The organism is Marinomonas algae, from assembly GCF_047525555.1.
In the GTDB taxonomy this organism is placed as follows: Bacteria; Pseudomonadota; Gammaproteobacteria; order Pseudomonadales; family Marinomonadaceae; genus Marinomonas.
The window spans coordinates 200447-222947 of the sequence record NZ_JBLIXK010000003.1; the positions used below are offsets into that span (position 1 = coordinate 200447).

Annotated in this window: 26 protein-coding genes; 12 read left to right on the forward strand and 14 right to left on the reverse strand. The window is 41.4% G+C overall.

All coding sequences use genetic code 11. The annotated features are described in order from the left end of the window. Positions 1-42: 42 nt before the first annotated feature. Positions 43-942, reverse strand: a complete 900-nt coding sequence (gene prpB / locus ACMUMQ_RS07180) for a methylisocitrate lyase (protein WP_414681321.1) — start codon at positions 940-942, stop codon at positions 43-45. A gap of 28 nt (positions 943-970) precedes the next feature. Further along, entirely contained in the window at positions 971-1657 is a 687-nt protein-coding gene (locus ACMUMQ_RS07185; protein WP_414681322.1) for a GntR family transcriptional regulator, read from the reverse strand. Between the two features lie 330 nt (positions 1658-1987). On the opposite strand from ACMUMQ_RS07185, the gene ACMUMQ_RS07190 reads away from it, so the two are divergent. Beyond that, on the forward strand, positions 1988-2248 hold the full coding sequence (locus tag ACMUMQ_RS07190) for a DUF5062 family protein (RefSeq protein WP_347983971.1): 261 nt from the start codon (positions 1988-1990) through the stop codon (positions 2246-2248). Positions 2249-2288: 40 nt separating this feature from the next. After that, positions 2289-2762, forward strand: a complete 474-nt coding sequence (locus ACMUMQ_RS07195; protein ID WP_414681323.1) for a hypothetical protein — start codon at positions 2289-2291, stop codon at positions 2760-2762. Between the two features lie 36 nt (positions 2763-2798). Here ACMUMQ_RS07195 and ACMUMQ_RS07200 read toward each other — a convergent pair whose 3' ends face one another. The 3 genes from ACMUMQ_RS07200 to ACMUMQ_RS07210 all read right to left on the reverse strand — a co-directional run bounded on the left by ACMUMQ_RS07200 (position 2799) and on the right by ACMUMQ_RS07210 (position 4486). Further along, positions 2799-3569: an SDR family NAD(P)-dependent oxidoreductase gene (locus ACMUMQ_RS07200; RefSeq protein ID WP_414681324.1), complete on the reverse strand. Its 771-nt coding sequence runs from the start codon at positions 3567-3569 to the stop codon at positions 2799-2801. A 1-nt stretch (position 3570) separates the two neighbouring features. Further along, entirely contained in the window at positions 3571-3954 is a 384-nt protein-coding gene (locus ACMUMQ_RS07205) for a thiol-disulfide oxidoreductase DCC family protein (RefSeq protein WP_414681325.1), read from the reverse strand. A gap of 85 nt (positions 3955-4039) precedes the next feature. Continuing rightward, entirely contained in the window at positions 4040-4486 is a 447-nt protein-coding gene (locus tag ACMUMQ_RS07210) for a DUF3429 domain-containing protein (RefSeq protein ID WP_414681326.1), read from the reverse strand. Positions 4487-4742: 256 nt separating this feature from the next. Between ACMUMQ_RS07210 and ACMUMQ_RS07215 the strand changes: the two genes are divergently transcribed. Both ACMUMQ_RS07215 and ACMUMQ_RS07220 read left to right on the forward strand, forming a co-directional pair. Then, positions 4743-6119 (forward strand): glycine--tRNA ligase, encoded by a 1377-nt coding sequence (locus ACMUMQ_RS07215; protein ID WP_414681327.1) that lies wholly within the window; start codon positions 4743-4745, stop codon positions 6117-6119. Positions 6120-6339: 220 nt separating this feature from the next. Beyond that, entirely contained in the window at positions 6340-6855 is a 516-nt protein-coding gene (locus ACMUMQ_RS07220; RefSeq protein WP_414681328.1) for a hypothetical protein, read from the forward strand. A 114-nt stretch (positions 6856-6969) separates the two neighbouring features. Here the strand turns inward: ACMUMQ_RS07220 and ACMUMQ_RS07225 are convergent, their stop codons facing one another. Then, complete coding sequence (locus ACMUMQ_RS07225; RefSeq protein ID WP_414681329.1) at positions 6970-7893, reverse strand: homocysteine S-methyltransferase family protein; 924 nt, start codon at positions 7891-7893, stop codon at positions 6970-6972. Positions 7894-8021: 128 nt separating this feature from the next. Between ACMUMQ_RS07225 and ACMUMQ_RS07230 the strand changes: the two genes are divergently transcribed. From ACMUMQ_RS07230 to ACMUMQ_RS07250, 5 genes are all read left to right on the forward strand, one after another. Then, positions 8022-8390, forward strand: coding sequence for a MerR family transcriptional regulator (locus tag ACMUMQ_RS07230; RefSeq protein ID WP_414681330.1), 369 nt, complete (start codon positions 8022-8024; stop codon positions 8388-8390). 58 nt (positions 8391-8448) lie between these two features. Next, a complete protein-coding gene (locus ACMUMQ_RS07235) occupies positions 8449-9261 on the forward strand; it encodes a carboxymuconolactone decarboxylase family protein (protein ID WP_414681331.1) in 813 nt (270 codons plus the stop codon). Between the two features lie 4 nt (positions 9262-9265). Beyond that, positions 9266-9961 (forward strand): helix-turn-helix transcriptional regulator, encoded by a 696-nt coding sequence (locus tag ACMUMQ_RS07240; protein WP_414681332.1) that lies wholly within the window; start codon positions 9266-9268, stop codon positions 9959-9961. A gap of 134 nt (positions 9962-10095) precedes the next feature. After that, positions 10096-10548 carry a GFA family protein gene (locus ACMUMQ_RS07245; RefSeq protein WP_414681333.1) on the forward strand — a complete coding sequence of 151 codons (453 nt, stop codon included), beginning with the start codon at positions 10096-10098 and terminating at the stop codon, positions 10546-10548. A gap of 1 nt (position 10549) precedes the next feature. After that, positions 10550-10915: a VOC family protein gene (locus tag ACMUMQ_RS07250; RefSeq protein WP_414681334.1), complete on the forward strand. Its 366-nt coding sequence runs from the start codon at positions 10550-10552 to the stop codon at positions 10913-10915. A gap of 36 nt (positions 10916-10951) precedes the next feature. On the opposite strand, the gene ACMUMQ_RS07255 is transcribed toward ACMUMQ_RS07250, so the two are convergent. Next, the gene (locus tag ACMUMQ_RS07255; RefSeq protein WP_414681335.1) at positions 10952-11608 is read right to left on the reverse strand and encodes a TenA family protein; all 657 of its coding nucleotides are present in this window, start codon (positions 11606-11608) and stop codon (positions 10952-10954) included. An 80-nt stretch (positions 11609-11688) separates the two neighbouring features. After that, positions 11689-12129: a redox-sensitive transcriptional activator SoxR gene (gene soxR / locus ACMUMQ_RS07260; protein ID WP_414681336.1), complete on the reverse strand. Its 441-nt coding sequence runs from the start codon at positions 12127-12129 to the stop codon at positions 11689-11691. A gap of 116 nt (positions 12130-12245) precedes the next feature. Between soxR and ACMUMQ_RS07265 the strand changes: the two genes are divergently transcribed. The 3 genes from ACMUMQ_RS07265 (at position 12246) to ACMUMQ_RS07275 (ending at position 14295) form a co-directional block, all read left to right on the forward strand. After that, the gene (locus ACMUMQ_RS07265) at positions 12246-12662 is read left to right on the forward strand and encodes a VOC family protein (protein WP_414681337.1); all 417 of its coding nucleotides are present in this window, start codon (positions 12246-12248) and stop codon (positions 12660-12662) included. Between the two features lie 62 nt (positions 12663-12724). Beyond that, positions 12725-13312, forward strand: a complete 588-nt coding sequence (locus ACMUMQ_RS07270; protein ID WP_414681338.1) for an FMN-dependent NADH-azoreductase — start codon at positions 12725-12727, stop codon at positions 13310-13312. 131 nt (positions 13313-13443) lie between these two features. Then, the gene (locus ACMUMQ_RS07275) at positions 13444-14295 is read left to right on the forward strand and encodes a pirin family protein (protein ID WP_414681339.1); all 852 of its coding nucleotides are present in this window, start codon (positions 13444-13446) and stop codon (positions 14293-14295) included. Positions 14296-14524: 229 nt separating this feature from the next. On the opposite strand, the gene ACMUMQ_RS07280 is transcribed toward ACMUMQ_RS07275, so the two are convergent. The 6 genes from ACMUMQ_RS07280 to ACMUMQ_RS07305 all read right to left on the reverse strand — a co-directional run bounded on the left by ACMUMQ_RS07280 (position 14525) and on the right by ACMUMQ_RS07305 (position 22214). After that, positions 14525-15868 carry an AAA family ATPase gene (locus ACMUMQ_RS07280; RefSeq protein ID WP_414681340.1) on the reverse strand — a complete coding sequence of 448 codons (1344 nt, stop codon included), beginning with the start codon at positions 15866-15868 and terminating at the stop codon, positions 14525-14527. A gap of 110 nt (positions 15869-15978) precedes the next feature. After that, a complete protein-coding gene (gene drt5, locus ACMUMQ_RS07285; protein ID WP_414681341.1) occupies positions 15979-17463 on the reverse strand; it encodes an antiviral reverse transcriptase Drt5 in 1485 nt (494 codons plus the stop codon). 557 nt (positions 17464-18020) lie between these two features. After that, a complete protein-coding gene (locus tag ACMUMQ_RS07290; protein ID WP_414681342.1) occupies positions 18021-18899 on the reverse strand; it encodes an AEC family transporter in 879 nt (292 codons plus the stop codon). A 254-nt stretch (positions 18900-19153) separates the two neighbouring features. Continuing rightward, positions 19154-20476 carry a TRAP transporter large permease gene (locus ACMUMQ_RS07295; RefSeq protein WP_317005119.1) on the reverse strand — a complete coding sequence of 441 codons (1323 nt, stop codon included), beginning with the start codon at positions 20474-20476 and terminating at the stop codon, positions 19154-19156. 44 nt (positions 20477-20520) lie between these two features. Beyond that, on the reverse strand, positions 20521-21096 hold the full coding sequence (locus ACMUMQ_RS07300) for a TRAP transporter small permease subunit (RefSeq protein ID WP_317005118.1): 576 nt from the start codon (positions 21094-21096) through the stop codon (positions 20521-20523). A 59-nt stretch (positions 21097-21155) separates the two neighbouring features. Further along, positions 21156-22214, reverse strand: coding sequence for a TRAP transporter substrate-binding protein (locus ACMUMQ_RS07305; RefSeq protein ID WP_414681343.1), 1059 nt, complete (start codon positions 22212-22214; stop codon positions 21156-21158). Positions 22215-22501 lie beyond the last annotated feature (287 nt).

A 22501-nucleotide genomic window follows, 5' to 3' on the forward strand; every position in this document is an offset into this window, starting at 1 on the left:
GCTGAGTATGTTTTGCTTTCTTTTTTATTTCTTGGCTATTTTTTAGTTGTTTCTTCCTGAGCCTTTTTGTTCAGTGAAAAGCGCATCTAGCTTTTCTTCGTATTCATGGTAGTTGAGAAATTCATAAAGCTCGTTGCGGGTTTGCATGGTGTTTATTACGTCACGCTGGTGGCCATCGTTTAATAGATGTTGGTACACGTTTAGTGCTGCTTTGTTCATGGCGCGAAAAGCGCTTAATGGATAGAGCACGAGATCCACTCCGACGCTGGCTAACTCTTCTTTACTGAATAGCGGAGTCGCGCCAAATTCAGTGATGTTTGCTAGTACTGGCACGTTAACGGCAGCGACAAATTCTTGATATTGTTCCAAGGTGATCATGGCTTCAGGGAAGATCATATCTGCGCCCGCTTCGACGCAAGCAATGGCCCGTTCTATGGCAGATTCCATCCCTTCAACAGCGAGAGCATCAGTACGCGCCATGATGACAAAGTTGTCATCCACGCGAGCATCCACACAGGCTTTGATTCGATCGACCATTTCACTTTGGCTAACAATGGCTTTGTTAGGGCGATGACCGCAGCGCTTTTGCTGCACTTGATCTTCGATGTGAACCGCCGCTGCGCCTGCTTTTTCCATCTGTTGAATGGTTCTGGCGATGTTGAATGCGCCGCCAAATCCTGTGTCGATATCGACTAATAAAGGCAATTGAGAGGCGGCGGTAATACGGCGTACGTCTTCTAAAACATCGTGAAGGTCTGTCATGCCAAGATCTGGTAGTCCATAGGAGGCGTTGGCAACACCACCACCAGACAAATAAAGCGCATGATGGCCGGTTTGTTCCGCCATCATGGCGCAATATGCGTTTACTGCTCCCACCACTTGTAAGGGGGATTGTGTTGCGACGGCTTGTCTAAAACGAGCGCCTGCAGAATCTGCTGTCATCGTTGTTCTCTCTTTTTTATTGGTTTTGTTAGGGTGAGACCAGGGCGATTTGCTCCATGGCTTGCTGTAACAAGTGGCTTGCGCGACTAATATGGCGTCGCATTAATAATTCAGCCAAATCGCCTTCATGGTTGGCGATCGCATCTAAAATGGCTCTGTGTTCCCGTAATGCTTGGCGAGGGTCGCTGCGTTGGTCTGCGGTGTGACGTCGATACATACGAATGACGGCATACAGCTCTTCGGTAAGTAGACGAATGAGTTTGGCGTTGCCGCTGGCGTGAATAATGCGCAAGTGAAAATCGTCGTTGCCGCCTTGTTGCAGATAATGTTCGTCTTGGTTGTCATCAAGATAGGCTTGGTGTTTGTCGAGTAAATCATACAAGCTACTCACTTCTTCGGCTGGCATTGTGGAGGCTGCTAACCTTGCTGCCATGCCCTCTAATGCTTCGCGCATAGTAAAGGTGTCGAGCATGTCTTGAGTGTTTAATTGAATTACCCGTGCGCCAACATTTGCAGTGCGAGTCACCAGCCCTAAACCTTCTAATTTGACGATGGCTTCTCGCAGTGGACCGCGAGACACACCATATTGTTTGGCGAGTTCCGGTTCAGAAATCTTGCTGCCTTGGGGGATTTCGCCTTGCACAATCGCATTAGTTAGCTGTTGTGCGAGATCTTCTGACAAGGTCGCGGATTTGATAGAAATAAGGTTACTCATAAAATCGAATAATAGCTTAATTGTTGACAATATTATTCTTTATAGTCCTGTTTTAAACGATTATCAAGATAGATTGTCGACACTTTTTTATTTTTACGCTTATCCTTTAGTCGTATATAGCAATACTGAAATAGTTTCTTTTCCTGCTAGAGTAGGGCTTTATGGCGGTTTTTTGGATTTCTATGGTGAGAAAGATTCAGCAACTTCTAAAAAACTGATAGAGTCTGAAACCGAGTCCTAATCGCGTTTTTATTCCGTGTGTCGACAATCTTATTGCGTGAGTTGTGCTTCCATAGGCAAGTATTCGATAAGCCAAAAGATGAGGAAAACATGAAAAAAATAAAGAATGAGGCGGCGCTTAGTAAAAAAGCCATCCAAGTTGGTGAAAATTACGCACTGAAACGAGGCTACGATGGTTTCTCTGCAACCATGTCGGCCAATGAAAAAACCGAAGCGATTTATCGTCTTTTGGTATTGGATAAGTTGGTTGTGGCGTTACCACCAGATAAAGAAGATTTACCAAGCATGAAGCATAAGTTGGCTTTGTGGATTCAAAAACTCTTACCAAAAGATGATCCTTTGCTGAAGTAAAATTAAAGCAAAGATTACATTACTGATTAGAAAGGAAAAAATGATGGATAATAAAGCCTTGGCAATCGAAGCCATAAACCTTGTAAAGCCGGCGATTGATCAGCTGTTCAATAAAACATGCCGCAAAGAATTGCATATTGTCATTATGAATCCACAGCTTAAACCGTGGGAAGCCCCTTTCGAAGACGCTATTTTGCATGAGTGTACTTTTGGTACGCCAGAAACTTGGCCGGCACCGTTTGATGAATTAGCGCGTAATAAAGCGGCACAAGCATGGCGTGATTCGGTTTCAAATATTGATCATCAAACGCTTCACCCTTCTTCTTTGCGTGAAGGCGACGTGTTGTTCTACGGCTCATTTGTTTACGGCAATATTGTTGTGGCTTGTAGTGGTGTTGAGCCTTGGTTTGATATGTTGGTGAGTGGTTGGATTGCGGTGGCACTTGAGCAGCTAACGATTAATGAATACCAAACGACGAAAGCGTCTGATCCAACTCGTCGTTACAGAGCTTAGTCTTTCCTGACAACGCTCGATGAAGAAACCAAGCAATCACCAATTGATTGCTTGGTTATTCCAATCTAAAAACGCCGCATTTTTATTCCCTTCAATGGCATTCATCTCGACAGAATCCATAATGGCTAATAGCTGAGAAGCTACAAACTCAGGTGTAAAGAGCTTGTCTTTAGGTACTGAACGCTGAAAAGGCTTGGATAACGGCGTGTCTGTTGTGCCCGGATGGAAAGCAATGAGTTTGACGTTTTTGGCTCTTCTAGCGTATTCGATAGCACTGTTTTGAATCAGCATATTCAATGCAGCTTTGGAGGCGCGATAACTGTACCAGCCCCCCGATTTATTGTCTGAAATACTGCCTACGCGAGCGCTGAATAATGCCACTTGAGTCGCTTCTTTGCCTTTTACTAAAGGCACAAGTTTACTGAGCCAAAGCATAGGAACCACGGTGTTTGCATGGAAAACGGCTTCCAATTGTTCAGCGTTAATATCTTCTAGTTTTTTCTCAGGCATCATGGTTTCGTTATTCTGCTGCGTACCATGTAATACGCCGTTGCAGATCAGTACTTTCGTGATATTTGGGGAATGTAGATTGATCTGTTGGACGACGTCTTGGATGCTCGACTCGGAATTATCGCAGATGAACCAGCGGACTTTTTTCTCGACTTTGGCTGAGTCGCTATCTTCATGGGGTAAAGATCGGCTTACCGCAAACACACCAAGACAATCTGGGTTTTGTTCGAATTGCTCTATGGCTGCTTGAGCAATAGTGCTGCTAGCACCAATGATGAGGGAGTAAAAAGATGACATGTTAAAGCTCCTTTTGGCAGGATGTGCAGCGTGGTTTACCAGTGACAAAGGATGAAATAGAGTGGCGATAACGGGCAAAAAATAGGTAGCCAAGATCTGCAAAAAGACGAATCACAGGCCAACGTAACACTTGCATCCATTTGTGCTTTCCAACTAATTTCCAAGCCAAACAAGTAACGTCTAGACCTTTAATCACTTCACCGTTTTGCAGTTGCCCATGAAGTATTTTATCGGCTTGGATTGGATCAATATGGGGAAAACGTTCGGAGAAATCAGCAGCGTGAATGTCTTCAAGTATAAGCTTTTTTTGATTATCTAAATCCCGCAGCAAGTTCATTTCTGCTGTGCAAAGTGGGCAATAACCATCATAAAAAATCGTCAGCATGATCAATACTCTATCGTCTTTATTTGTTTAGATCAGAGAGTATTGATACGCGACCAAAGGAAAGTTAGATCAAATTTGATTGGATTTATTGGTGTGGGTAGAGCACAAGTAGGTGCAAAACGCAGACTATGATAGTCAGGAAAAACCGCATGTTCAGATAGCGAGCATCAGAGGATTCGCTTTGCTTTAATGACCTAGCTTCGACCCAAAATAAGCTAATAAAGCCTAAAAATAATAACGCGATTGAAAGAACCGGAACGTTAATTAATAGAGAAAGCCAAGCGCCAAGAGAAATAATGTTACTGGAGATCAGTACATATTTGCTCAAGGAATTAATGTCTTTATGGATACGTTGCCCCCACAAAGTACCCGCCATAAAGCTGAGAATGATGGCACTGTAGGTGATGAATAGCTCTAGTCCAGAGACGCCAAATAAGGTGCCGTTTGACCAACTCAAATAAGTGGCAAAGGCAAAAGGGACGACCCCAAAGGAAGCGAGAACAATAGGGTGTGTGGAAGCAGACGTACGCATGAAAAGAAAATCCAGTATTAAAACAATGTGCAAATATAGTGTATGAAAGAGTTTTATACGAATTATTTTATAAATGCTAGCTTATATCGTCTTCTCTTGTGCTTTTTACATAGCTTTACCCTCTATCTGCTAGATGAATCGCCATTGAGCGAAATACGGGCAAAGAGTACAATGTACGGCTATAACGATTGCTTGAACGTAGAATCGCTTGGTTTTACGTCTTTTTTAACGAATTTTGCTTAAGGTGTGTTTAGAAATGCCAGCTAAAACAATGGATGAACTCGTCTCTCTTTGTAAACGTCGCGGATTTATTTTCCAAGGCAGTGAAATCTACGGTGGTATGCAAGGTGCTTACGATTACGGTCCGTTAGGTATTGAGTTGAAAAACAACCTAAAAGCGGCTTGGTGGCGTTCGATGGTTTACGAACGTGACGACGTAGAAGGTTTGGATGCTGCGATTATCCAAAACAAAAACGTTTATAAATATTCTGGTCATGAAGATACTTTCACTGACCCAATGGTTGATTGCCATGAGTGTAAATCTCGTATGCGCGCCGACCACATGAAAGACATCAAAATCTGTGACAACTGTGGTTCTGACAAAGTAACGGAACCTCGTGATTTCAACTTGATGTTCAAAACCAACGTTGGCCCAATGGTGAATGAAGAGTCTTACACTTATCTTCGTCCAGAAACGGCTCAAGGTATCTTCACTAACTTCAAAAACGTTGTGGATTCGACTTCTCGTTCTTTGCCTTTTGGTATTGCGCAAATTGGTAAATCTTTCCGTAACGAAATCACACCACGTAACTTCATCTTCCGTGTTCGTGAATTCGAACAAATGGAATTGGAATTCTTCTGTAAACCGGGTGAAGACGAAAAATGGCACGAATTCTGGGTGAAGACGCGTAAGCAATGGTGGTTGGATCAAGGTCTAACAGAAGAAAATATCGAGTTTGAATACGTTACAGGTGATGACCTTGCCCATTATTCAAAATCAACTGTGGATATCTTGTACAAGTTTCCACATGGTTTTGAAGAGTTAGAAGGTGTTGCCAACCGTACCGACTACGATTTGGGTTCTCACACCAAAGCTCAAGAAGAATTCGGCCTGTCTGCAAAGGTTAAGAAGAACGAACACTCAACGTCTAAATTGGCGGTTCGTGATTTAGAAGCGAACAAGTGGGAAGTGCCTTTCTGTATCGAGCCTTCTGCTGGTCTTGACCGTGGTTTGTTGGCTGTCATGACTGAAGCCTACACAGAAGAAGAGTTGGAAAACGGCTCGACTCGTACTGTTCTGAAATTCAAGCCACATCTAGCGCCGATCAAAGTTGCTATCATGCCGCTTAAAAAGAACAAGCCAGAGATCGTTGCTTTAGCAAAAGAGCTTAAGAACAAGCTGCAGAAACTGGGCTTAGGTCGTATTCTTTATGAAAACACAGGTAACGTAGGTAAAGGCTACCGTCGTCATGACGAAGTCGGCACACCAATCTGTGTGACAGTCGACTTTGACTCTATCGAGAAAGAAGGCGCACCAGTAACGGTTCGTGACCGCGATACAATGGAACAAATCGTTGTTCCTGCGGCAGAATTACCAGCTTACGTGATTAACTACTTTATCAACCAAGACTAATTTCTTCGGTTCATAAAAAGCGTTTTAGAATCCCTTTAAGGCGAGAGTCTTAAAGGGATTTTTTGTTTCTGGAGAGTCGATATTCCTATCCACCCTTTTGAAAAGAAATGTTATCGCTGTTTAATTTTTAAACAAAATAATTGCAAAACCCTGATTATCGACCAGACTAAATTTACCTAGCTAATAAAAATTCCAAATAGCTGAATGTCGGGAGGGTACTATGAAACGTCTATTTTATAGCACGAATGACCTTGATGATGCAGAGTTGATATCGGATGAGGTTCATAAGCAAGGTGTTGATGATGAACACTTTTTTGTCTTATCTCGGGATGATAAAGGAATTCTTTCCCACCACCTTCATGGTGGCAATAGTTTTGAAAATACCAAGTTACTCACTTCTAGTAACCGTGCAGGTTTATTTGCTTTTTGCGTACTGGCACTGATTCTTGTTATTGGACTTGGAGTAATGGACATCACAATACAGAATCTATTGTGGTTGGCTTTGGTGAGTGGTGTTGCTTTCATCGCAACTAAAGTGTTGGCGGCTATAGTTTGTGATTCTTATGACGCTTACTTTAAAAGTGTCTTTGATCGACACTTAGATAATGGTGAAGTCATTGTCATTATCGATGTGACTCATGATCAGAGTCCAAAAATCATTTCACAGCTGAAAGAGCATCCTGCAGTAAGCTTCATTGCTGAGAGTTCCAATATGGATTCTCCCATTCCAGCTTAATGATGACAGGCGAGTAAGCTTGTAGTTTAAGCTTCTAAATCTATGATTGGTTAAAGAAAGAAACAAAAGCCTAGCATGCTAGGCTTTTTCATGTGCTTCTTGTACGGCGTTGCTTTAAAGCTTTTGCTTCCATTCTTGGAGCGCTTTGATGTGGCTCGGCTCAATCCCACAGCAACCACCGATGATATTGGCGCCAAGCTTGTGCCATTCTTTCGCGTAGTCTAGATACTCTTTCGGTGATAAATCGCGGGAGCCTTGTATATTGAGGTTGGCTTCATGGCCTTGGACTATGGGCTTGAAGCTATTGGCGTAGGCGCCAATGTTGAGTGTTTTTGTATGCTTTTCTAAGACGCTTTTCGTATCGAGAATGGCTTGTTTCATCACTTCTGGAATGGAGCAGTTGAAGAAAATGCCGTCTATTTCTTCTCTCAAATGCGCTTCTTTTAAGAGTGTTTCTATGGCATCAGAAACCGATTCTCCTGAACGCAATGTGGCTGTTTCACCTATTTCATCGTTCAATGTAAAAGCGTAGTAACAAGGTTTGGTTGAGTCCTTTAAAACATGAATTATGCTGCGGGCTTCGTTGATACTAGCGATGGTTTCAGCGATCCATAAATCCACGTATTCGTCTTGTGCGTTATACAGCGTCGTTAAAATGTCGAGTGCTTTGTGTTGCTCGAATAAGTCTGGACGATAAGAGCCAAGCGGTGGCGGCAGTGCACCTGCAACTTGTACGTTTTCAGATGCTTTGTTGGCAACTTCTCTGGCAATAACGGCGGCTTGCTCTGCAAGAGCAGCACCTTGTTCTTTATAGAGCTCTTCACCAAGATGAAAAGGTACACAAGCATAGCTATTCACTGTGATGATTTCTGCACCTGCTTCTATGAAGTTTTGATGTGCTTGAGTAACAAAGTTAGGCGCTTCAAGTAAGGCTTGAGCGCTCCAAAGAGGTTGTGAGAAAGGCGCGCCAATGCGTTTAAGCTCGCGACCAATGCCGCCATCTAACAAGGTCAGATTTGATAAAGTTGAGTGCTTCATTATGGTCTTTGTATAGTGAAATTGAGATCGCGCTATTCAAACATAATGACGCAAGAAAGGTAATGAAATTGGGTCATGATTAGGGGAACTTAGATCATAATGTTTTATTAAACGTGTTTAGGGGGAGTATGAACATTCAGAAGTTTTCAGCTTTAACCGGTATTTCAGCACACACCATTCGATATTATGAAAAAATCGGTGTGCTAAAACATGTAACAAGAAATACCAGTGGGCATCGCTCTTTTAATTCAAAAGACATTGATTGGATCAGTTTTGTGAAACGCCTAAAAGATATGGGCATGCCGCTAGATGCAATAAAAAAGTATGCTGATTTAAGAGAGAAAGGAGATGTTACTGCACAACTCAGGAAGCAATTACTTGAAGAGCATGTGGCGGTTTTAGAAGAAAAGATCGAGTTAGAGTCGTTACATCTCATGAAGATTAAAGAAAAAATTATTCATTACGAAGAGGTTATTGAAAGCCAATTGAAGGCTTGACTTAGAGTTCACTCTAACTATTACGCTACTGTGGCTGGATGAAGAAACAGGAGCGAATATGACAGTGTTAAATGAACGTTATGAAACAGGGTTAAACAATTTAAAACTCATCGACCAAGAAGCAGGAGAAAAAGTAGTTGAGAGCTTAAACAGCATCTCGCCAGATTTGGCTCAATATATAATTGAATACGCTTTTGGTGATATTTATAACCGAACAGAGTTGGCTCTAAAGTCTAAAGAGTTAGTTGTTGTGGCCGCGCTAACCGCTATAGGAAATGCCGCTCCGCAATTAAAAGTACATATTCACGGAGCGTTGAATGTGGGCTGTAACATTGCGGAGGTACAAGAAGTGATTCTGCAAATGTCGGGCTATGCTGGCTTCCCAAGTGCAATTAATGGCATGTTGGCGTTAAAAGAGGTTGTGGCTGATCGTAAGCAAGAAGGTAAAAAGGACGAAGCTGGTTGCATTCAACCATCACAGATTCCTGAATATTCAACGCGTTATGAATTGGGTGCGAAAAACTTAAGTCGGCTCAACCCCAATCAAGTAGATAATTTAGAACAAACCTTTAAAGATATTTCACCTGATATGGCAAAATTTGTCATCGAATACGGTTTCGCTGATATTTTCTCAAGACCCTCTTTAGACTTTAAACATCGAGAGATGACAACAATTGCCGCATTAACCGCTATGGGAACGGCACAGTCACAACTTAAGTTTCATATAGAGGCAGGGCTAAATATTGGTGTAAGCGAAACAGAAATACGAGAAATTATGTTGTTAATGAGTGTGTATGCGGGCTTTCCTGCTGCGATTAATGGCACATTGTCATTAAAAGAAGTGGTTAATAATATAAGCGAACAGGGCTGAAGTTTTGAATAATGGCGATGTAAAACGGTTATCTCGGTTGTCAGCGATTACGACGCAGTTGCAGACAAAATCTTTGGTGACAGCGACTGAATTAGCCGAGCGTTTCTCGGTCAGCGTCAGGACGATTTATCGAGACATTCGAGCTTTGGAAAGCTCGGGTGTGCCGATTTATACCCAAGAAGGAAAAGGCTATCGATTAGTGGAAGGCTATCGTTTACCACCTATTATGTTCACTGAAAACGAAGCCAATGCCTTGGTTATGGTGGAACAGTTGGTGCTGCACAACAAAGACGCTTCGCTGGTAAAGTATTACTCAGACGCGATTGATAAAATTAAAGCCTCGCTCAACAGTGACAACAAGGCAAAGGTGAATCTGCTTTCAGAGCGAACGCAATTTAGCCAAATGAAGGCACAAGAAAAAAACAGCGATAATTTATCTATCTTGCAACAAGCGCTGACCAACTTCTTTCTGGTTGATATTGCTTATAAAGATGAAAGCGCTCAACCAACAAGCCGACGTATTGAGCCGTTTGCCTTATTAAACACCAGAAACGGTTGGATTCTTGTGGCTTGGTGTCGTTTACGACAAGACTTTAGAAATTTCCGCCTAGACAGAATACAAACGCTCGATCTACTCACTGAAACTTTCACACCTCACGACATGACATTGGAAGACTATTTTCGTCGTTATGCTGAATAATTCCCTTGTTTTAAAAAACCTCTCTTAACCCCTGACATAGGGCTGTCAGTTGATGTTCGTAGAATGCATTTCGAAAGACATCTGAGTGTTCAAATTGTTTATCTGAACACTTTCACTGAATAAGGAACAGCCTAATGTTAAAAGCAAAAGCACAGTGTTTATGTGGTGCTGTGCAAATCACTGCCAATCAGATTAATCCTAACTTTACCGTTTGCCATTGTGACTCTTGTCGCGGCTGGGGCGGAGCGCCTTTCTTTGCCGTGCAATGCGGCACAGAAGTGATTATCGAAGGGCAAAATCACATAAAACACTATGATTCGTCCGCCTGGGCGTCGCGAGGGTTCTGCTCGGATTGCGGCACGCATTTGTTTTATCAATTGAAGGAAACAGGAGCGTATAACATGCCTGTTGGGATTTTCTCAGACCTGAATGAGATTGAAATGGACATGCAATATTTCAGCGATCAGCGTCCTGATTATTATTGCTTTTCGAACCAAACTAAAGAAATGACCAGAGCCGAAATTATGGAATATTTTGCGTCTGCTGTGGCTTCTACCTCTGACACTTCGACGGATAAGGAATCTTAAAATGAACATGAATTACGTCGTACTTGGTACTAACAACATGCCTGCAGCCGTTCAATTTTACGATGCTTTATTTGAACAAACGGGATTTATGCAAACCTTTGCCACAGACAGAATGACCTATTGGCAAAATGACAATATGGCGTTTGCGTTGGCGATCCCTTTTGATGAAAAAGAAGCGACGAATGGCAATGGCACCATGATCGGATTTGGTGTTGATTCTGAGGAAGAAGTCATGCGCTTACATCAAAAAGCCATTGCACTAGGTGGCCGCTGTGAAGGAAAACCAAACGCCCGTGGGCCGTTTTTCTCCGCGTATGTAAGAGACTTGGATAATAATAAGCTGTGCTTTGGTATTATGACTACTTGAAAACTCAGCCCCTAGTGGGGCTACTTCGAACTCATCTTATTTGACGGTTTGGTAGCAGCTATCAAAAAACTGTTTTTCCAAACGGACAGCTTCTTGGAAGTATTGCTGGATGGACTCTTTCTCAGTGTGTGATGCTGAGGTATATGCGGTATCAAGTTGAGAACGCAAATGTTCAACGACAGACTCAAAGTAGTCGCCACTGTGTAGGTCTATCCATTCTTGAAAGTAAAAGGGTAGGTCTTTTGCCAATGATTTGAAATTGTCAGCCCAGCTTAAGTAAGTCCACTCAGCGACACATAAAACGGCAATCATATGAGCGTATTGTCCACTTTGTGCAGCTTTTGCCATCAGCATTTGAAAGTTCGCACAAGGCTCTAATAGTTGAGGGTTGATGCGTTCTTCGGTTGTTATTCCAAGGGTATCAAATGAGCGTTGAAAGTAGGTATTTTCAGGGCCAGCAATGATGCCAAGAAAAGCCGCTAGAGGTAATCTGTCAGCAAGTGTCGGTGCATGATGTATGGCGCTTGCCGCTAGTTTTACAAAATTATCAATGAAGGTGTAGTCCTGTACTAAATACACTTTCATCTTTTCTAAAGGCAATGTTCCCTTAGCTAATTCTTGGCAAAAATCGTGACTAGAGGCGGCTGTCCAGTCATCTATACACAGCTTTTTTAGTTCAGTGCTAGGGCGCATTATCTTCTCTACTAATTTGAATTGATGACATTTAACTTACTAAATAAAAGGTAGGTTGTCATATCGAAGATATTTTTCGGTTATTTTTTATCTAGTAAAACGGGCCCTGGGCCTTGTTCAGATAATTTGTCGTTTTCATTGTAAATGGGGCAGTTTCCCATTGATAAACAGCCACACCCTATGCAGCCTGTTAATAGGTCTCGAAGATTTTCTAGATACTGTATTCTCTCATTTAGACCTTGTTGCCAATGGGAAGCTAATAAGGCCCAATCTTCATTTGTCGGGGTTCGATTTTCTGGCAAGGTGGCCAAAGCGCTTTTGATCTCTTCTAGACTGACTCCCATTTTCTGTGCCGCTTTAATTAATGATACGCGGCGCAGCACGTCCTTTTTATAGCGTCGTTGATTCCCCTGATTTCGGGAACTATGGATGAGTCCTTTCTCTTCGTAAAAATGCAAAGTTGATACTTTCACTCCACACCTTTTCGCCACTCGACCGACAGTTAGATCTTTTTGTTCCACATTCACTCCAAATAAATGATTAAAACGCTTTACCTCAGGTTAACTTGAGGTTTTATAGTGACATCATTCTTTGTGGATAGAAAGAAAATGGGAAATGAAATTAGGGGGAGAATCGAATGAAATTAGAGCATGTAAATTTAGTGATAAAAGACATTGAAGCGTCTCTACATTTTTACCAAGCTGCACTGCCTCATTGGAGTATTAGAAGCAAAGGCGTTGGCCAATGGTCAGGTGTTGATCGTAACTGGGTGCATTTGGGTGATGACTATCAATATATTGCATTGAGTGATCACGGCGTAGGCGAAAATCGCGATTTAAGTGGTCACCAAGTAGGGCTGGCACATTTTTCGTTTGTTACTCATAACCTTGATGCTGTGATTGCACGCTTAAAAAACGTTGGTTTTGAAGTCGATAAAAATGGGGCAAAGAATGAGTTTAGAAAGAATGCCTACTTCTTAGATCCTGATGGTTATGAAGTGGAATTTGTGGAATATCTTAGTGATTTACCGGAAGAACGAAATAATGACGGCTAATGTGGCTACTATCTTATTTTATATAGCAACGACACACACCGAATCTGATAAAGGAAAGCAACATGAAAGTATGGCACATCGATTCAAGCGCTAGAAATGAACAATCACAGAGTAAACGATTAACAAAGAAATTTGTTGATACTTTAGCTCAAAAAACCACCATAGAAAGCGACGTTTTAGACGTAAGCGCTGGGTTGCCTTTCTTAAACGATCTTATGGTGGGCAGTTATTTCACACCAGATGAGCACAGAACCGACGAGCAAAAAGCGGTCTTAGAACCTTCTAATCGCATTGTGGAATCCGCCAAAGAATCTGACGTTTGGGTAATGGGTGTACCGGTTTATAACTTCTTCGCACCAGCTTCATTCAAGGCGTTTATTGACCTTTTGTGTCGCGCAAAAGAGACGTTTTACTACAGCGAAAACGGCCCTGTTGGCTTATTGGAAAACAAAAAAGTGTTTGTTGTGATTGCGTCTGGCGGAACACAAATCGGTTCTGAGCAAGACTTCCTGACGCCATGGTTAACTCATTGTTTAAACTTCGTTGGCGTGAAGGACGTGCAATTTATTAACGCTGATCAATATACTCCTGAAAAAGAGGAAGCCATCAATCAACAGATTGAAGCAATGACCTCTGAACTGGCCAAATAACGAGATGTAATTGCCATACTTAAGAAGCCAAACACTCTGATCTGAGATCGGAGTGTTTAGCGGAAAAGTATTGCTATCTGTTTCATGTTATTGGGTGTTTGAGGAGATGAGAGACTGAAAGCGAGTGACTTGTGACAAATAGAAGCTTGGTACAACACTACCCAGGCATTAAAGCCTTTGACGGTGCTGGCGTAAAATTAACGCGGATTCTTGGTTCGCCGCAGATCGACATGTTGGATCCGTTTTTATTATTAGATTGCTTTGAAAGTGATGAACCGAATGATTACCTAGGCGGTTTTCCTACGCATCCACATCGTGGCTTTGAAACCGTGACTTATTTACTGAATGGTCGTATGAAGCACAAAGACAGTGTCGGTAACGAAGGCGTGATTGAAGCGGGCGGTGTGCAATGGATGACGGCTGGAAAGGGCATTTTGCACTCAGAAATGCCAGAGCAAGAAGAAGGCTTATTAAAAGGCTTCCAGCTTTGGGTGAATCTTCCTGCGTCGGCTAAAATGATCGAACCTGCGTACCAAGAGTACTCGCCGGAAACGACGCCCATCGAGCGCCATGAAAACGGCACAGAAATTCGAGTCATTGCAGGAGAAACGAACCAAGGGACATTTGGGCCAGTGGTGAACCATTATACCAGCCCAACGTATATGGACATTCGTTTGCCAGCGCATGCAGACTTCGAACAAAAGCTACCAATGGATCACAACGCCTTTTTGTATGTTATTGAAGGCGACGTTAACCTGTCTGATGCTCAAGGTGACACGCGAACACTCAATACAAGACAATTAGGTGTCTTAACCAAAGGCGACCAAGTCTCTTTAAAAAGTGGCAACGACGGCGCGCAGTTTTTACTGATAGCCGGACAACCATTAAACGAACCCGTTGCCCGCGGTGGCCCATTTGTCATGAACACCAAAGCGGAAATATTGCAGGCGTTTAATGATTTTAATCGAGGGGATTTTTCTTGAGGATCCGCTCTTTTGAGGAATGAAGGTCTGCCAATATTTTTGTCGCTTGTCTTTTTAACCTTGTCACTCAGTCGACTCTAATGACACTCATCTTGAATGTTTGAGTGTCATTAGAGTGTTGCTTGTGATTAAAGGGGTGATAACGCCTCAAACACTGGCGAAGCTAAGTGTGGTATTGTGAGCAAAGCGAACCACGCTTAGCGAAGTCCGGTTGATTGTTTTGTTATATTCACTTCCCACCAGCGGCTTTGGATAATTTTTCTACAATTGTCGGAAGTTCTTTTAGGCTATCTAAGGCACTTTTTATATCTACCTCTTTATCTTCTTGTTTTTTTCTCGCTTCACCATGATTTTGTTTTCTTTGAGGATCCACCAACAATTGTGCTAAAACGGTCTTTATATAAAGAGTATGCTCTTCTCCCTTATTTTCATCTGAAGATAGCTGTTCAGAAAACCCTACCAATGATTTAGTAAGTACGGTTTTATAAGCGTAATCTTCAGCAATTTTCTTTTGTTTAACATACTGGCTAGCGCAAAATATCGAGCCACCAATAAGAATAGGGAGAAGAGAAATACGACCTAAAATTAAGCTCGTGGATATATCATGATCTACGGTAAGCCAAACACCTAGAGCGACGGAAGAAAATAGGAATAGCATTGCACCAAACACCCACGCCCCCATGACCCACGGATTTTTCGCAGCGGTATGCTGAGCGATAAATGCTGCGCTGAGCCCTTCAGCAGTTTTGTATTCCAAGGCTTGCTTGGCTGTTTTTATGAGATTTTTGGCTTCAGTAAGATAATCTTTCTGCTGCGAAGTATAATCAACCAAAGTAGTCTCAAATTCTTTTGACTTTGAACTTTGATTTTCAATCTGGTTCTCTCTAGCCGCTATTTTTTTGCTAAAGCTATCAATCAGCTCTGAATGGGATCGTACTTCAGTTAATAACTCTTCAATTTCAGAACTATTAGCTTTATCCGTTTCGAAGTTATCAATTATCGTGCTTCGTGTTTCTTCAGATTGAACAATAAGTTTCTCTAACTCCGCTTGTCGTTCGGTTAGAGTTTCATTTTGACTCTCAATTTCTTCCTTTAATGATTGAGCTGTGCTGGTTATCTCTAATATCTCCGTATGAGCTTCTTTAGATTCGCTCAGCAGCTCGGTCAGTGATTGGATTTTTTTCTGTAACTCATTTGTTCGTTCTACAAACTCATCAAACCTTTCATCTGTATATCGAATCGCGTAACTGCGGAGAATAGGCTTAAGAGCTTCAACATGATTACATGCAGAAGCTAAATCCTCATCGGCAAGGTAATGATTTAAATTGCTCAGTTGCTTATTTAGTGTAACCCTCTCAGAGTGATTTGAACATTGAAGAAAACGCTTTGGAGCCCTTAGCAACCCACCAATATCAGTAATAATTGAATCCACTCCAGCCACAACACCTCGAGCGTCATACTCAGATTCAGGGCCGAAGGTTCTTTCTTCAAATTCCCGGACTTTTATGGCCTTAACGCTTGCTTTTAGTAAATCTCTTGTGGCTCTTAAATTTTCTATAGAGTCGACTTCCATAATTTTCCATTATTTATGATGTTAGTACCGATTGAATATAACGACTCAAACATCGGCGCAGCTTGCTACGTCCGAGTGCTTTGACTTATTAGCTGCTGTAGATTTCTGAGTCATAGTTTTTTAACGCCTGATGCCACCAAGAAATTCATCGGTGATCCTTTAGAAAAATAGTCAAGTACGTAGTTTCTCTCTCCTGCGGGCAATGACCTTGAACCAATAGCAGATGACCAAGACAACCAATCTGACTGCCCAGTTTTCAAAAGCTCGTCGCGGATTTCTTTAAACCCAAAGCCTTGCTCGGGAATTTCAAGGATTTTTGCTCTAGCAATTTTAAACTCGCTAGTTAGTTCGTATATTTTTATTAAGCATTCACCATATAGATCAGTGCCGCAAAGAAAGTCTTCTAATATTGCTCCCAACCAAAAAAGTTGATACTCCAATAAAACGACGCCCGAGTGAAGAAAGGTGTGGATTATTTTCGTTAGTTCGGATTTGTCAGCAACCTCAGCACTAAGTGAATAAATGTGTTTTATTATATTAGGGAATTTTTCGAGTAATGTTGGGAAAATCTCTAGCAACCGATCGCTATGAGAACGAAGAAAAGTCAATATTAAATCTGCATCAGATTCTTCTAAGTCATCATCTCTCAATAACATCATTAGCCCATCAATTTGCTCCTGACTTAGATTATTTTCAATTTCAACTTCTGTTTCAATAACAGCTACACCAGAGGCTGTAGGAAACTCTTCATAATCTGTGATTATTTCTTTTAGTGATTGCTTAATATTCGTTAACGTTGCTTCAATATCACCAACTTTGTTGTCGTAATATGTTTTTGAAGGGTTTACATTTAGTGCAAACTTTCCAAGCAACTGTTGTATACGAATAAAATCCTGCTTTAGAACATTGGGGTTGTTATCAAAGAGTGTAAAGTCGTCCATAAACCTTACAATTCTAGATGATTTCAAAAGTCCCGAAAGATCAACAAATTTTAAAAATTCATTTCCAATCATTTTGCATGGATATATTCCATGAGGTAGAAAGTCGACACTCCTTCCTGAGTTTGTTTCTCTAAAAAATTTTCCAAGAGCATTACTGTCAACACCAGTAACACCGGATTTAGATGCAAACCAGTGCGTCAAATCATGGTGATATAGGCTATTAAAATAGGAAGCAATATCAAACTGTATATTGTGCGAAAACTCACCTGACCCTTCGCCAAGATGAGCTTTGTATTCAGAGTATGATTTATGAACAGGAATATGATTTCCTTCATAGAACCTGTATCCATAGCTACGCCTATTCTCACTTACCTGAGGTCTGAAGATCGCCCTGTTTCTGTAAACCACATCATAAATGAAGTACTCAGAAACTGGGTCAAGCTTAACTGTTCGCCTAAGATGGCCTCTTGGTTTGGTTGCGTAAACCTTGTGCTGAGAAAGAAAATTGTCACCTTCGTGCTGATCGCTCAACACCTTGTTGTCGATATATTCTTTTATCTCATCCCCAATAACTTCCGCTAATATCAAATTGGTTTTAAGTGGAAATAGCGTTGAGCCAAAGTCCTTTTTAATAAAATCAAGAGTACTTGTCATAATTATTTATTTCTACACTCTGAGGCAGCTAACATTTTTCATAGTGCGCATGCGCATCTATACTTTTTTAAAACACTCTAGATATCTTTATAACCAACTGAATTTCCAGTGTTTTATAAAGTTATTCATAAAATTCTAAAATAGAAAAAACAAGTGTGTGCGTTATGTTTCAAGGAATAAAAAGAAGGGTTTTTTGGAGGGGTTAACTGTCCGCTAGTCACTGTCTTTCTATTCCGTTATGACGTTAATGTAGCTTGAGCTAAGTAGATTTACCAGTATGTATTTTGCTAAGTAGGGTCAAAGCCCTTTTCAATTGTTTTTTTATTGATTACAAGTTTTGCAGATAGAAAAGGGGTTCGACCCTTGGTGATTTGGCTAGTGTAAACGAGCAAGGAATTGGCCGAATCTAAAATTAAAGCAATTTGTCGCACTAAAGTGCGACCTACTATTGAGGTGATTTTGAGGGAATGGAAGCGTCGTTTTCAGTGTCAGATTATGGTCGTTCCTTCCTTATCGTGACCTACGGAAAGGCTGAGTTTGGGTGAAAGCTAAAATCTTTATTCTAGAGATAGGGCAATGGAGAGCATTATGGGCAAGGTCACAACGCAAAAAAAGTTACTGAATAACACCATGGACGCGACGCGTTCAGGCTCTAAATCAAAACGCTCTGCCAGCATGTAGTTGAGTACGGCTGGTGGGAAAAGGGTGAAAAGTAGCATCATTTGCAGGTGTAGCGTAGAGAGCGGGATAAACAGGTAAATTAATCCAAATGAGATGCCGCCCGTCACCAGAGATAATCCGGTACACATTAGACCTGTCTTTAGTCCACTCAAGCGCATATTGCACATTTGAGCGCCCAAAGACACAAGCATAATAGGAATGGCGGCTTGTCCTAGTAAAGTGGTTGCATTCAGTAAAGGTTCCCAAATTCCCACGCCGATCAGGTTGAGTGTCAGAGCCAAAACAGCGGAGACAAAAATTGGCATGCGAATGAGCTGTAAAAGCGAAATGCCTTTGCTAACAATGGCTAAGCCAAGACTGAAGTGAAGACAAGATGACACGACAAATAACATAACGGCGGGCGCGACAGCCGTTTGTCCAAAAGCATACGTGAACAGAGGAATTGCTAAATTCCCACTGTTTCGAAACATCAATGGTGGCGCCCATACCTTGTATCTGATCTTTAGAAAGTAGCAGACCGGTATCATCAATACACCCGGAATGATAACGGCGAAAAGTGAGGCGCTTAATAGAGGTATTTGGCTTATATCAAGCGGCATGACAACAAGAGAAGAGAAGGTCAGTGCAGGGACAAAAACGTCCATATTCACTCGATTGATAGGTCGGAAGTCCGGCTTAATCCAACGTCCTACACATAAGCCTGCGAATGCTAATCCTAGTATTGGAAACAAAATACTGACAACCTGATCAAACATACTCTTCCTTAAATTATTGTTAGTTAATGTAACGATTATCCTTCGACTGCTTACTATTTAATAGTCATGAAATGTGGAATTCTCGATTATTGTTCAAACTTTGAGAGAAAGATGATGTGCTGTTCGAATGGCTAAGTGATAAAAGAATGGCTTCTTGATCACCATGGCTGATCTTTTATTTTTTGGAATTTAGAATTCAATGCATGAGTAAGTGGGCTCCTGTTCTGATAACAAGAGCCCAACTGTCTATTTATCTACCACAAGCTAGGTGCTTCTGGGCTGATCCCATATAGTTCTGGGAAAAGTAGCAAGGACACAACAACAGCGATTTGAATCAAGATAAAGGGAATAACGCCTCTATAAATATCAAATGTATTAACACCTGGCGGGGCGACGCCTTTTAAATAAAACAGAGCAAAGCCAAAAGGCGGTGTTAAGAATGAGGTTTGTAGGTTCATCGCGACTAAAATAGCAAACCAGATTGGGTTGATATTTAGTGCTTCAACAACCACGTACACAAGAGGCAGGACAATGTAGGAAATTTCTATGTAATCTAAGAAAAAGCCTAACGCCATCACAAGCAACATAGTGAAAACTAAGAATCCCCATTTCTCACCTGGTATATTCAGCAATAGACGCTCGACTTCTTCTTCTCCGCCTGTGTAGGAAAAGCCCATGGAGAAGATGGATGCGCCAATAATAACTGCGAATACCATAGCGGTTATTTTTACTGTCTCGTTGGCACTTTCAAACAACATTGGTAGAGAAAATTTGCGATAGATAATGGCTAATACCACGGCACCAATACAGCCTAAAGCAGAAGATTCTGTGGCGGTTGCTACGCCATAAAAAATGGAGCCTAAAACAACTAGGATCAGTAACAGAGGCGGAATAACAGCAAATAGGGCATCTAGTAAGGCTTTCTTTCGCGAAGTATCATCATTTTCCAATGGAATGATAGGGGCTGCATCAGGTTTGATAATACAGAAGATGACGATGTATGCGATATAGCAGCCGACCAAAACTAAACCGGGTTTCACTGCAGCACGGAATAAATCCCCTACAGGAATACTGAGCACATCTCCTAGAATAATAAGCACGATAGAAGGCGGGATTAATTGCCCTAATGTTCCGGCTGCACATATGGTGCCTGCGGATAATGCTTTGTTGTAGCCATAACGCATCATAATAGGCATGGAGATTAAGCCCATTGCGACAACGCTGGCACCAACTACACCAGTTGAAGCGGCTAATAATGTTCCCACTAGAACCGTTGAAATGGCTAATCCACCTCTTACAGAACCAAACAAACGCCCCATTGAAACGAGCAACTGCTCAGCCAGTTTGGTGCGTTGTAAAATGAGTCCCATGAAAATGAAAAGTGGAATGGCCATCAGCACTGTGCCGCCACCGTTTTCACCCATATTGGCATAGATACGATAAGGGATTTGTGCCAATTGACTTGGGTCTGCAAACAAAACCACAAATAAAATACCAACACCAGCAAATGTAAAGGCAACAGGGAAGCCAAACAAAAGCAGTATTAGCGCTAAAATAAAAATGGAAATTCCGATCATGTTAATACCTTGAATACTTAAAAATAGAGCCAGTAGAGCGCGTTTTAATTGGCTGCTTCATTTTGTCTGTTGAGTAAGGTTGAGACATTTTTTATAAGGAATGCCACGCTACTTAATATTAAGAAAAGGAAAGACAAAGGAATCATCCCTTTGATTAGAAATCTATTGAGTAGACCGCCAGGATCAGAGCTTTTTTCTCCAATTCCTGTTGTGAATAATTGTGTAAACCACCCTGTTACTGTGTCTGGATGTTCACCCCATAGATAGGATTCCATCATAAACTGCCAACCGTAATAAACAGTGATTAAACAAAGCGGAAATAGGAATACTAAAGAGCCAAGGGTGTTAATGATGGCTTGTGTACGAGAAGATAAACGCTCAAATACAATATCGACTCTAACGTGAGATTCAGTTCTTAAGGCGTAAGAAATACCCAGTAAAAAAAGTGAAGAATAGATATGCCAAGACAGTTCATCCAGAGCAATCGAAGAGCGATTAAAAGCGTAACGGCCAATAACGTTATAAGAAATGATTAAAGTAAGTGCGATGAGTAGAAAACTCGATACGTACCCTACCATATCCATGATTTTGTTAATGATTTTTTCTATTTTTTGCAGCATGAAGGGATCCATTATTACAATATAAAAAGCCCTAATGAAGATTAGGGCTTTTTCTGAACTTAGTTATTCAAATAAGCTTTATCAGAGATACTGGTCCAGTTTCTGACTTTGCGTAGATATTCCCGTTGGGACTGAATAATTTCAGCTGTTAATCCCCCTTGAGCTTCTAGGTCAGCAATCAATTCTTGGTTAGCTGCTTTCAAAGCGTCCATAACTTCTGGTGGGAAAGTTTTGATTTCGATATTCGGATACTCTTGTTTGATCTTTTCCCAGTTTTCCGAATGCTCATGGGTCATACGAGTTGAAATTTCGAAAGCGGATTCTTTCATTGCTGTTTTTAAGATGCTTTGAAGGTCTTTCGGTAATTCATTAAACGCTTTGTCGTTGACCATGTATTGCAAGCCAGAACCTGGCTCGTGCCAACTAGTGTAGTAGTAAGGCGCAATTTTATGGAAGCCCATACGAAGATCCATCGCAGGCCCAACCCACTCTAATGAGTCAATCGTGTTACGCTCTAGTGCTGTATAAAGCTCGCCCGGTGGAATGTTGACAACGGTTGCACCAACTTTCGCCATAACTTCACCAGCGAAGCCAGGAATACGCATTTTCAGACTTTTAATGTCTTCTAGGCTGTTAATTTCTTTTTTAAACCAGCCACCCATTTGGTTGCCGCCATTACCGCCTGGATATTGAGTGATGCCGTATTGGCCATAAACTTTTTGTGCAAGCTCTGCACCGCCGCCATAGTAATACCAAGCAAAACGTTCAGCGGTAATCATGCCGAAAGGCATAGTTGTGAAGAATAAAGTGTTTACATCTTTACCCTTCCAGTAATAAGACGCTGAGTGTCCCATTTCATATTGACCTGATTTAACAAAGTCAAAAATGCCCAGAGGCGCTTTATGTTTGTTCGCTGAATCAATCGTGATGATTAAACGACCGTCGGAAAGTTCTTTTACTCTTTCTGCGAATTCGTGCGTACCTTCACTGTAAATTGGCAAACCTTTAGGCCAGGTTTCAGCCAATTTCCATCTAATGGGGGCGTCTGCTGAAAACGCAGGAAGTGAAACGGAGCTTAGTGTTATTGCTGAAAGGAGGTAGACCAGTTTTTTCTTCATATTTGCACCTTTTGGATTTATTCATTTCTTATTTTGTTTGTAGGATGAATTAATTTTTAATTGCATTTTTTTTAGTTCCATTAATGAAACTAATATTTCATTTTCACTTAAGCAAACGGTAAATTATGATCGAGAGTGATCAGTTTTTATGATGCTTATTTTGTGCAGAGGGCGTGGAATAAAGGTAATATTGAAGAGAGCTGTAACAGGTTTTTTACAAGTTCAAAGTAATTGTTAAGTGGCGTGGCTCACGACTGGAAGCAGAGTTGAGCAATATAGGATGAAGA

Coding starts and splice junctions, on each gene's coding strand:
- prpB (WP_414681321.1), bottom strand. CDS start 942: ATGACAGCAGATTCTGCAGGCGCTCGTTTTAGACAAGCCGTCGCAACA.
- ACMUMQ_RS07280 (WP_414681340.1), bottom strand. CDS start 15,868: ATGGAAGTCGACTCTATAGAAAATTTAAGAGCCACAAGAGATTTACTA.
- ACMUMQ_RS07185 (WP_414681322.1), bottom strand. CDS start 1,657: ATGAGTAACCTTATTTCTATCAAATCCGCGACCTTGTCAGAAGATCTC.
- ACMUMQ_RS07270 (WP_414681338.1), top strand. CDS start 12,725: ATGAAAGTATGGCACATCGATTCAAGCGCTAGAAATGAACAATCACAG.
- ACMUMQ_RS07230 (WP_414681330.1), top strand. CDS start 8,022: ATGAACATTCAGAAGTTTTCAGCTTTAACCGGTATTTCAGCACACACC.
- ACMUMQ_RS07235 (WP_414681331.1), top strand. CDS start 8,449: ATGACAGTGTTAAATGAACGTTATGAAACAGGGTTAAACAATTTAAAA.
- ACMUMQ_RS07215 (WP_414681327.1), top strand. CDS start 4,743: ATGCCAGCTAAAACAATGGATGAACTCGTCTCTCTTTGTAAACGTCGC.
- drt5 (WP_414681341.1), bottom strand. CDS start 17,463: ATGACAAGTACTCTTGATTTTATTAAAAAGGACTTTGGCTCAACGCTA.
- ACMUMQ_RS07300 (WP_317005118.1), bottom strand. CDS start 21,096: ATGCTGCAAAAAATAGAAAAAATCATTAACAAAATCATGGATATGGTA.
- ACMUMQ_RS07305 (WP_414681343.1), bottom strand. CDS start 22,214: ATGAAGAAAAAACTGGTCTACCTCCTTTCAGCAATAACACTAAGCTCC.
- ACMUMQ_RS07195 (WP_414681323.1), top strand. CDS start 2,289: ATGATGGATAATAAAGCCTTGGCAATCGAAGCCATAAACCTTGTAAAG.
- ACMUMQ_RS07210 (WP_414681326.1), bottom strand. CDS start 4,486: ATGCGTACGTCTGCTTCCACACACCCTATTGTTCTCGCTTCCTTTGGG.
- ACMUMQ_RS07290 (WP_414681342.1), bottom strand. CDS start 18,899: ATGTTTGATCAGGTTGTCAGTATTTTGTTTCCAATACTAGGATTAGCA.
- ACMUMQ_RS07220 (WP_414681328.1), top strand. CDS start 6,340: ATGAAACGTCTATTTTATAGCACGAATGACCTTGATGATGCAGAGTTG.
- ACMUMQ_RS07255 (WP_414681335.1), bottom strand. CDS start 11,608: ATGCGCCCTAGCACTGAACTAAAAAAGCTGTGTATAGATGACTGGACA.
- ACMUMQ_RS07265 (WP_414681337.1), top strand. CDS start 12,246: ATGAAATTAGAGCATGTAAATTTAGTGATAAAAGACATTGAAGCGTCT.
- ACMUMQ_RS07205 (WP_414681325.1), bottom strand. CDS start 3,954: ATGCTGACGATTTTTTATGATGGTTATTGCCCACTTTGCACAGCAGAA.
- ACMUMQ_RS07200 (WP_414681324.1), bottom strand. CDS start 3,569: ATGTCATCTTTTTACTCCCTCATCATTGGTGCTAGCAGCACTATTGCT.
- ACMUMQ_RS07250 (WP_414681334.1), top strand. CDS start 10,550: ATGAACATGAATTACGTCGTACTTGGTACTAACAACATGCCTGCAGCC.
- ACMUMQ_RS07225 (WP_414681329.1), bottom strand. CDS start 7,893: ATGAAGCACTCAACTTTATCAAATCTGACCTTGTTAGATGGCGGCATT.
- ACMUMQ_RS07190 (WP_347983971.1), top strand. CDS start 1,988: ATGAAAAAAATAAAGAATGAGGCGGCGCTTAGTAAAAAAGCCATCCAA.
- ACMUMQ_RS07295 (WP_317005119.1), bottom strand. CDS start 20,476: ATGATCGGAATTTCCATTTTTATTTTAGCGCTAATACTGCTTTTGTTT.
- ACMUMQ_RS07245 (WP_414681333.1), top strand. CDS start 10,096: ATGTTAAAAGCAAAAGCACAGTGTTTATGTGGTGCTGTGCAAATCACT.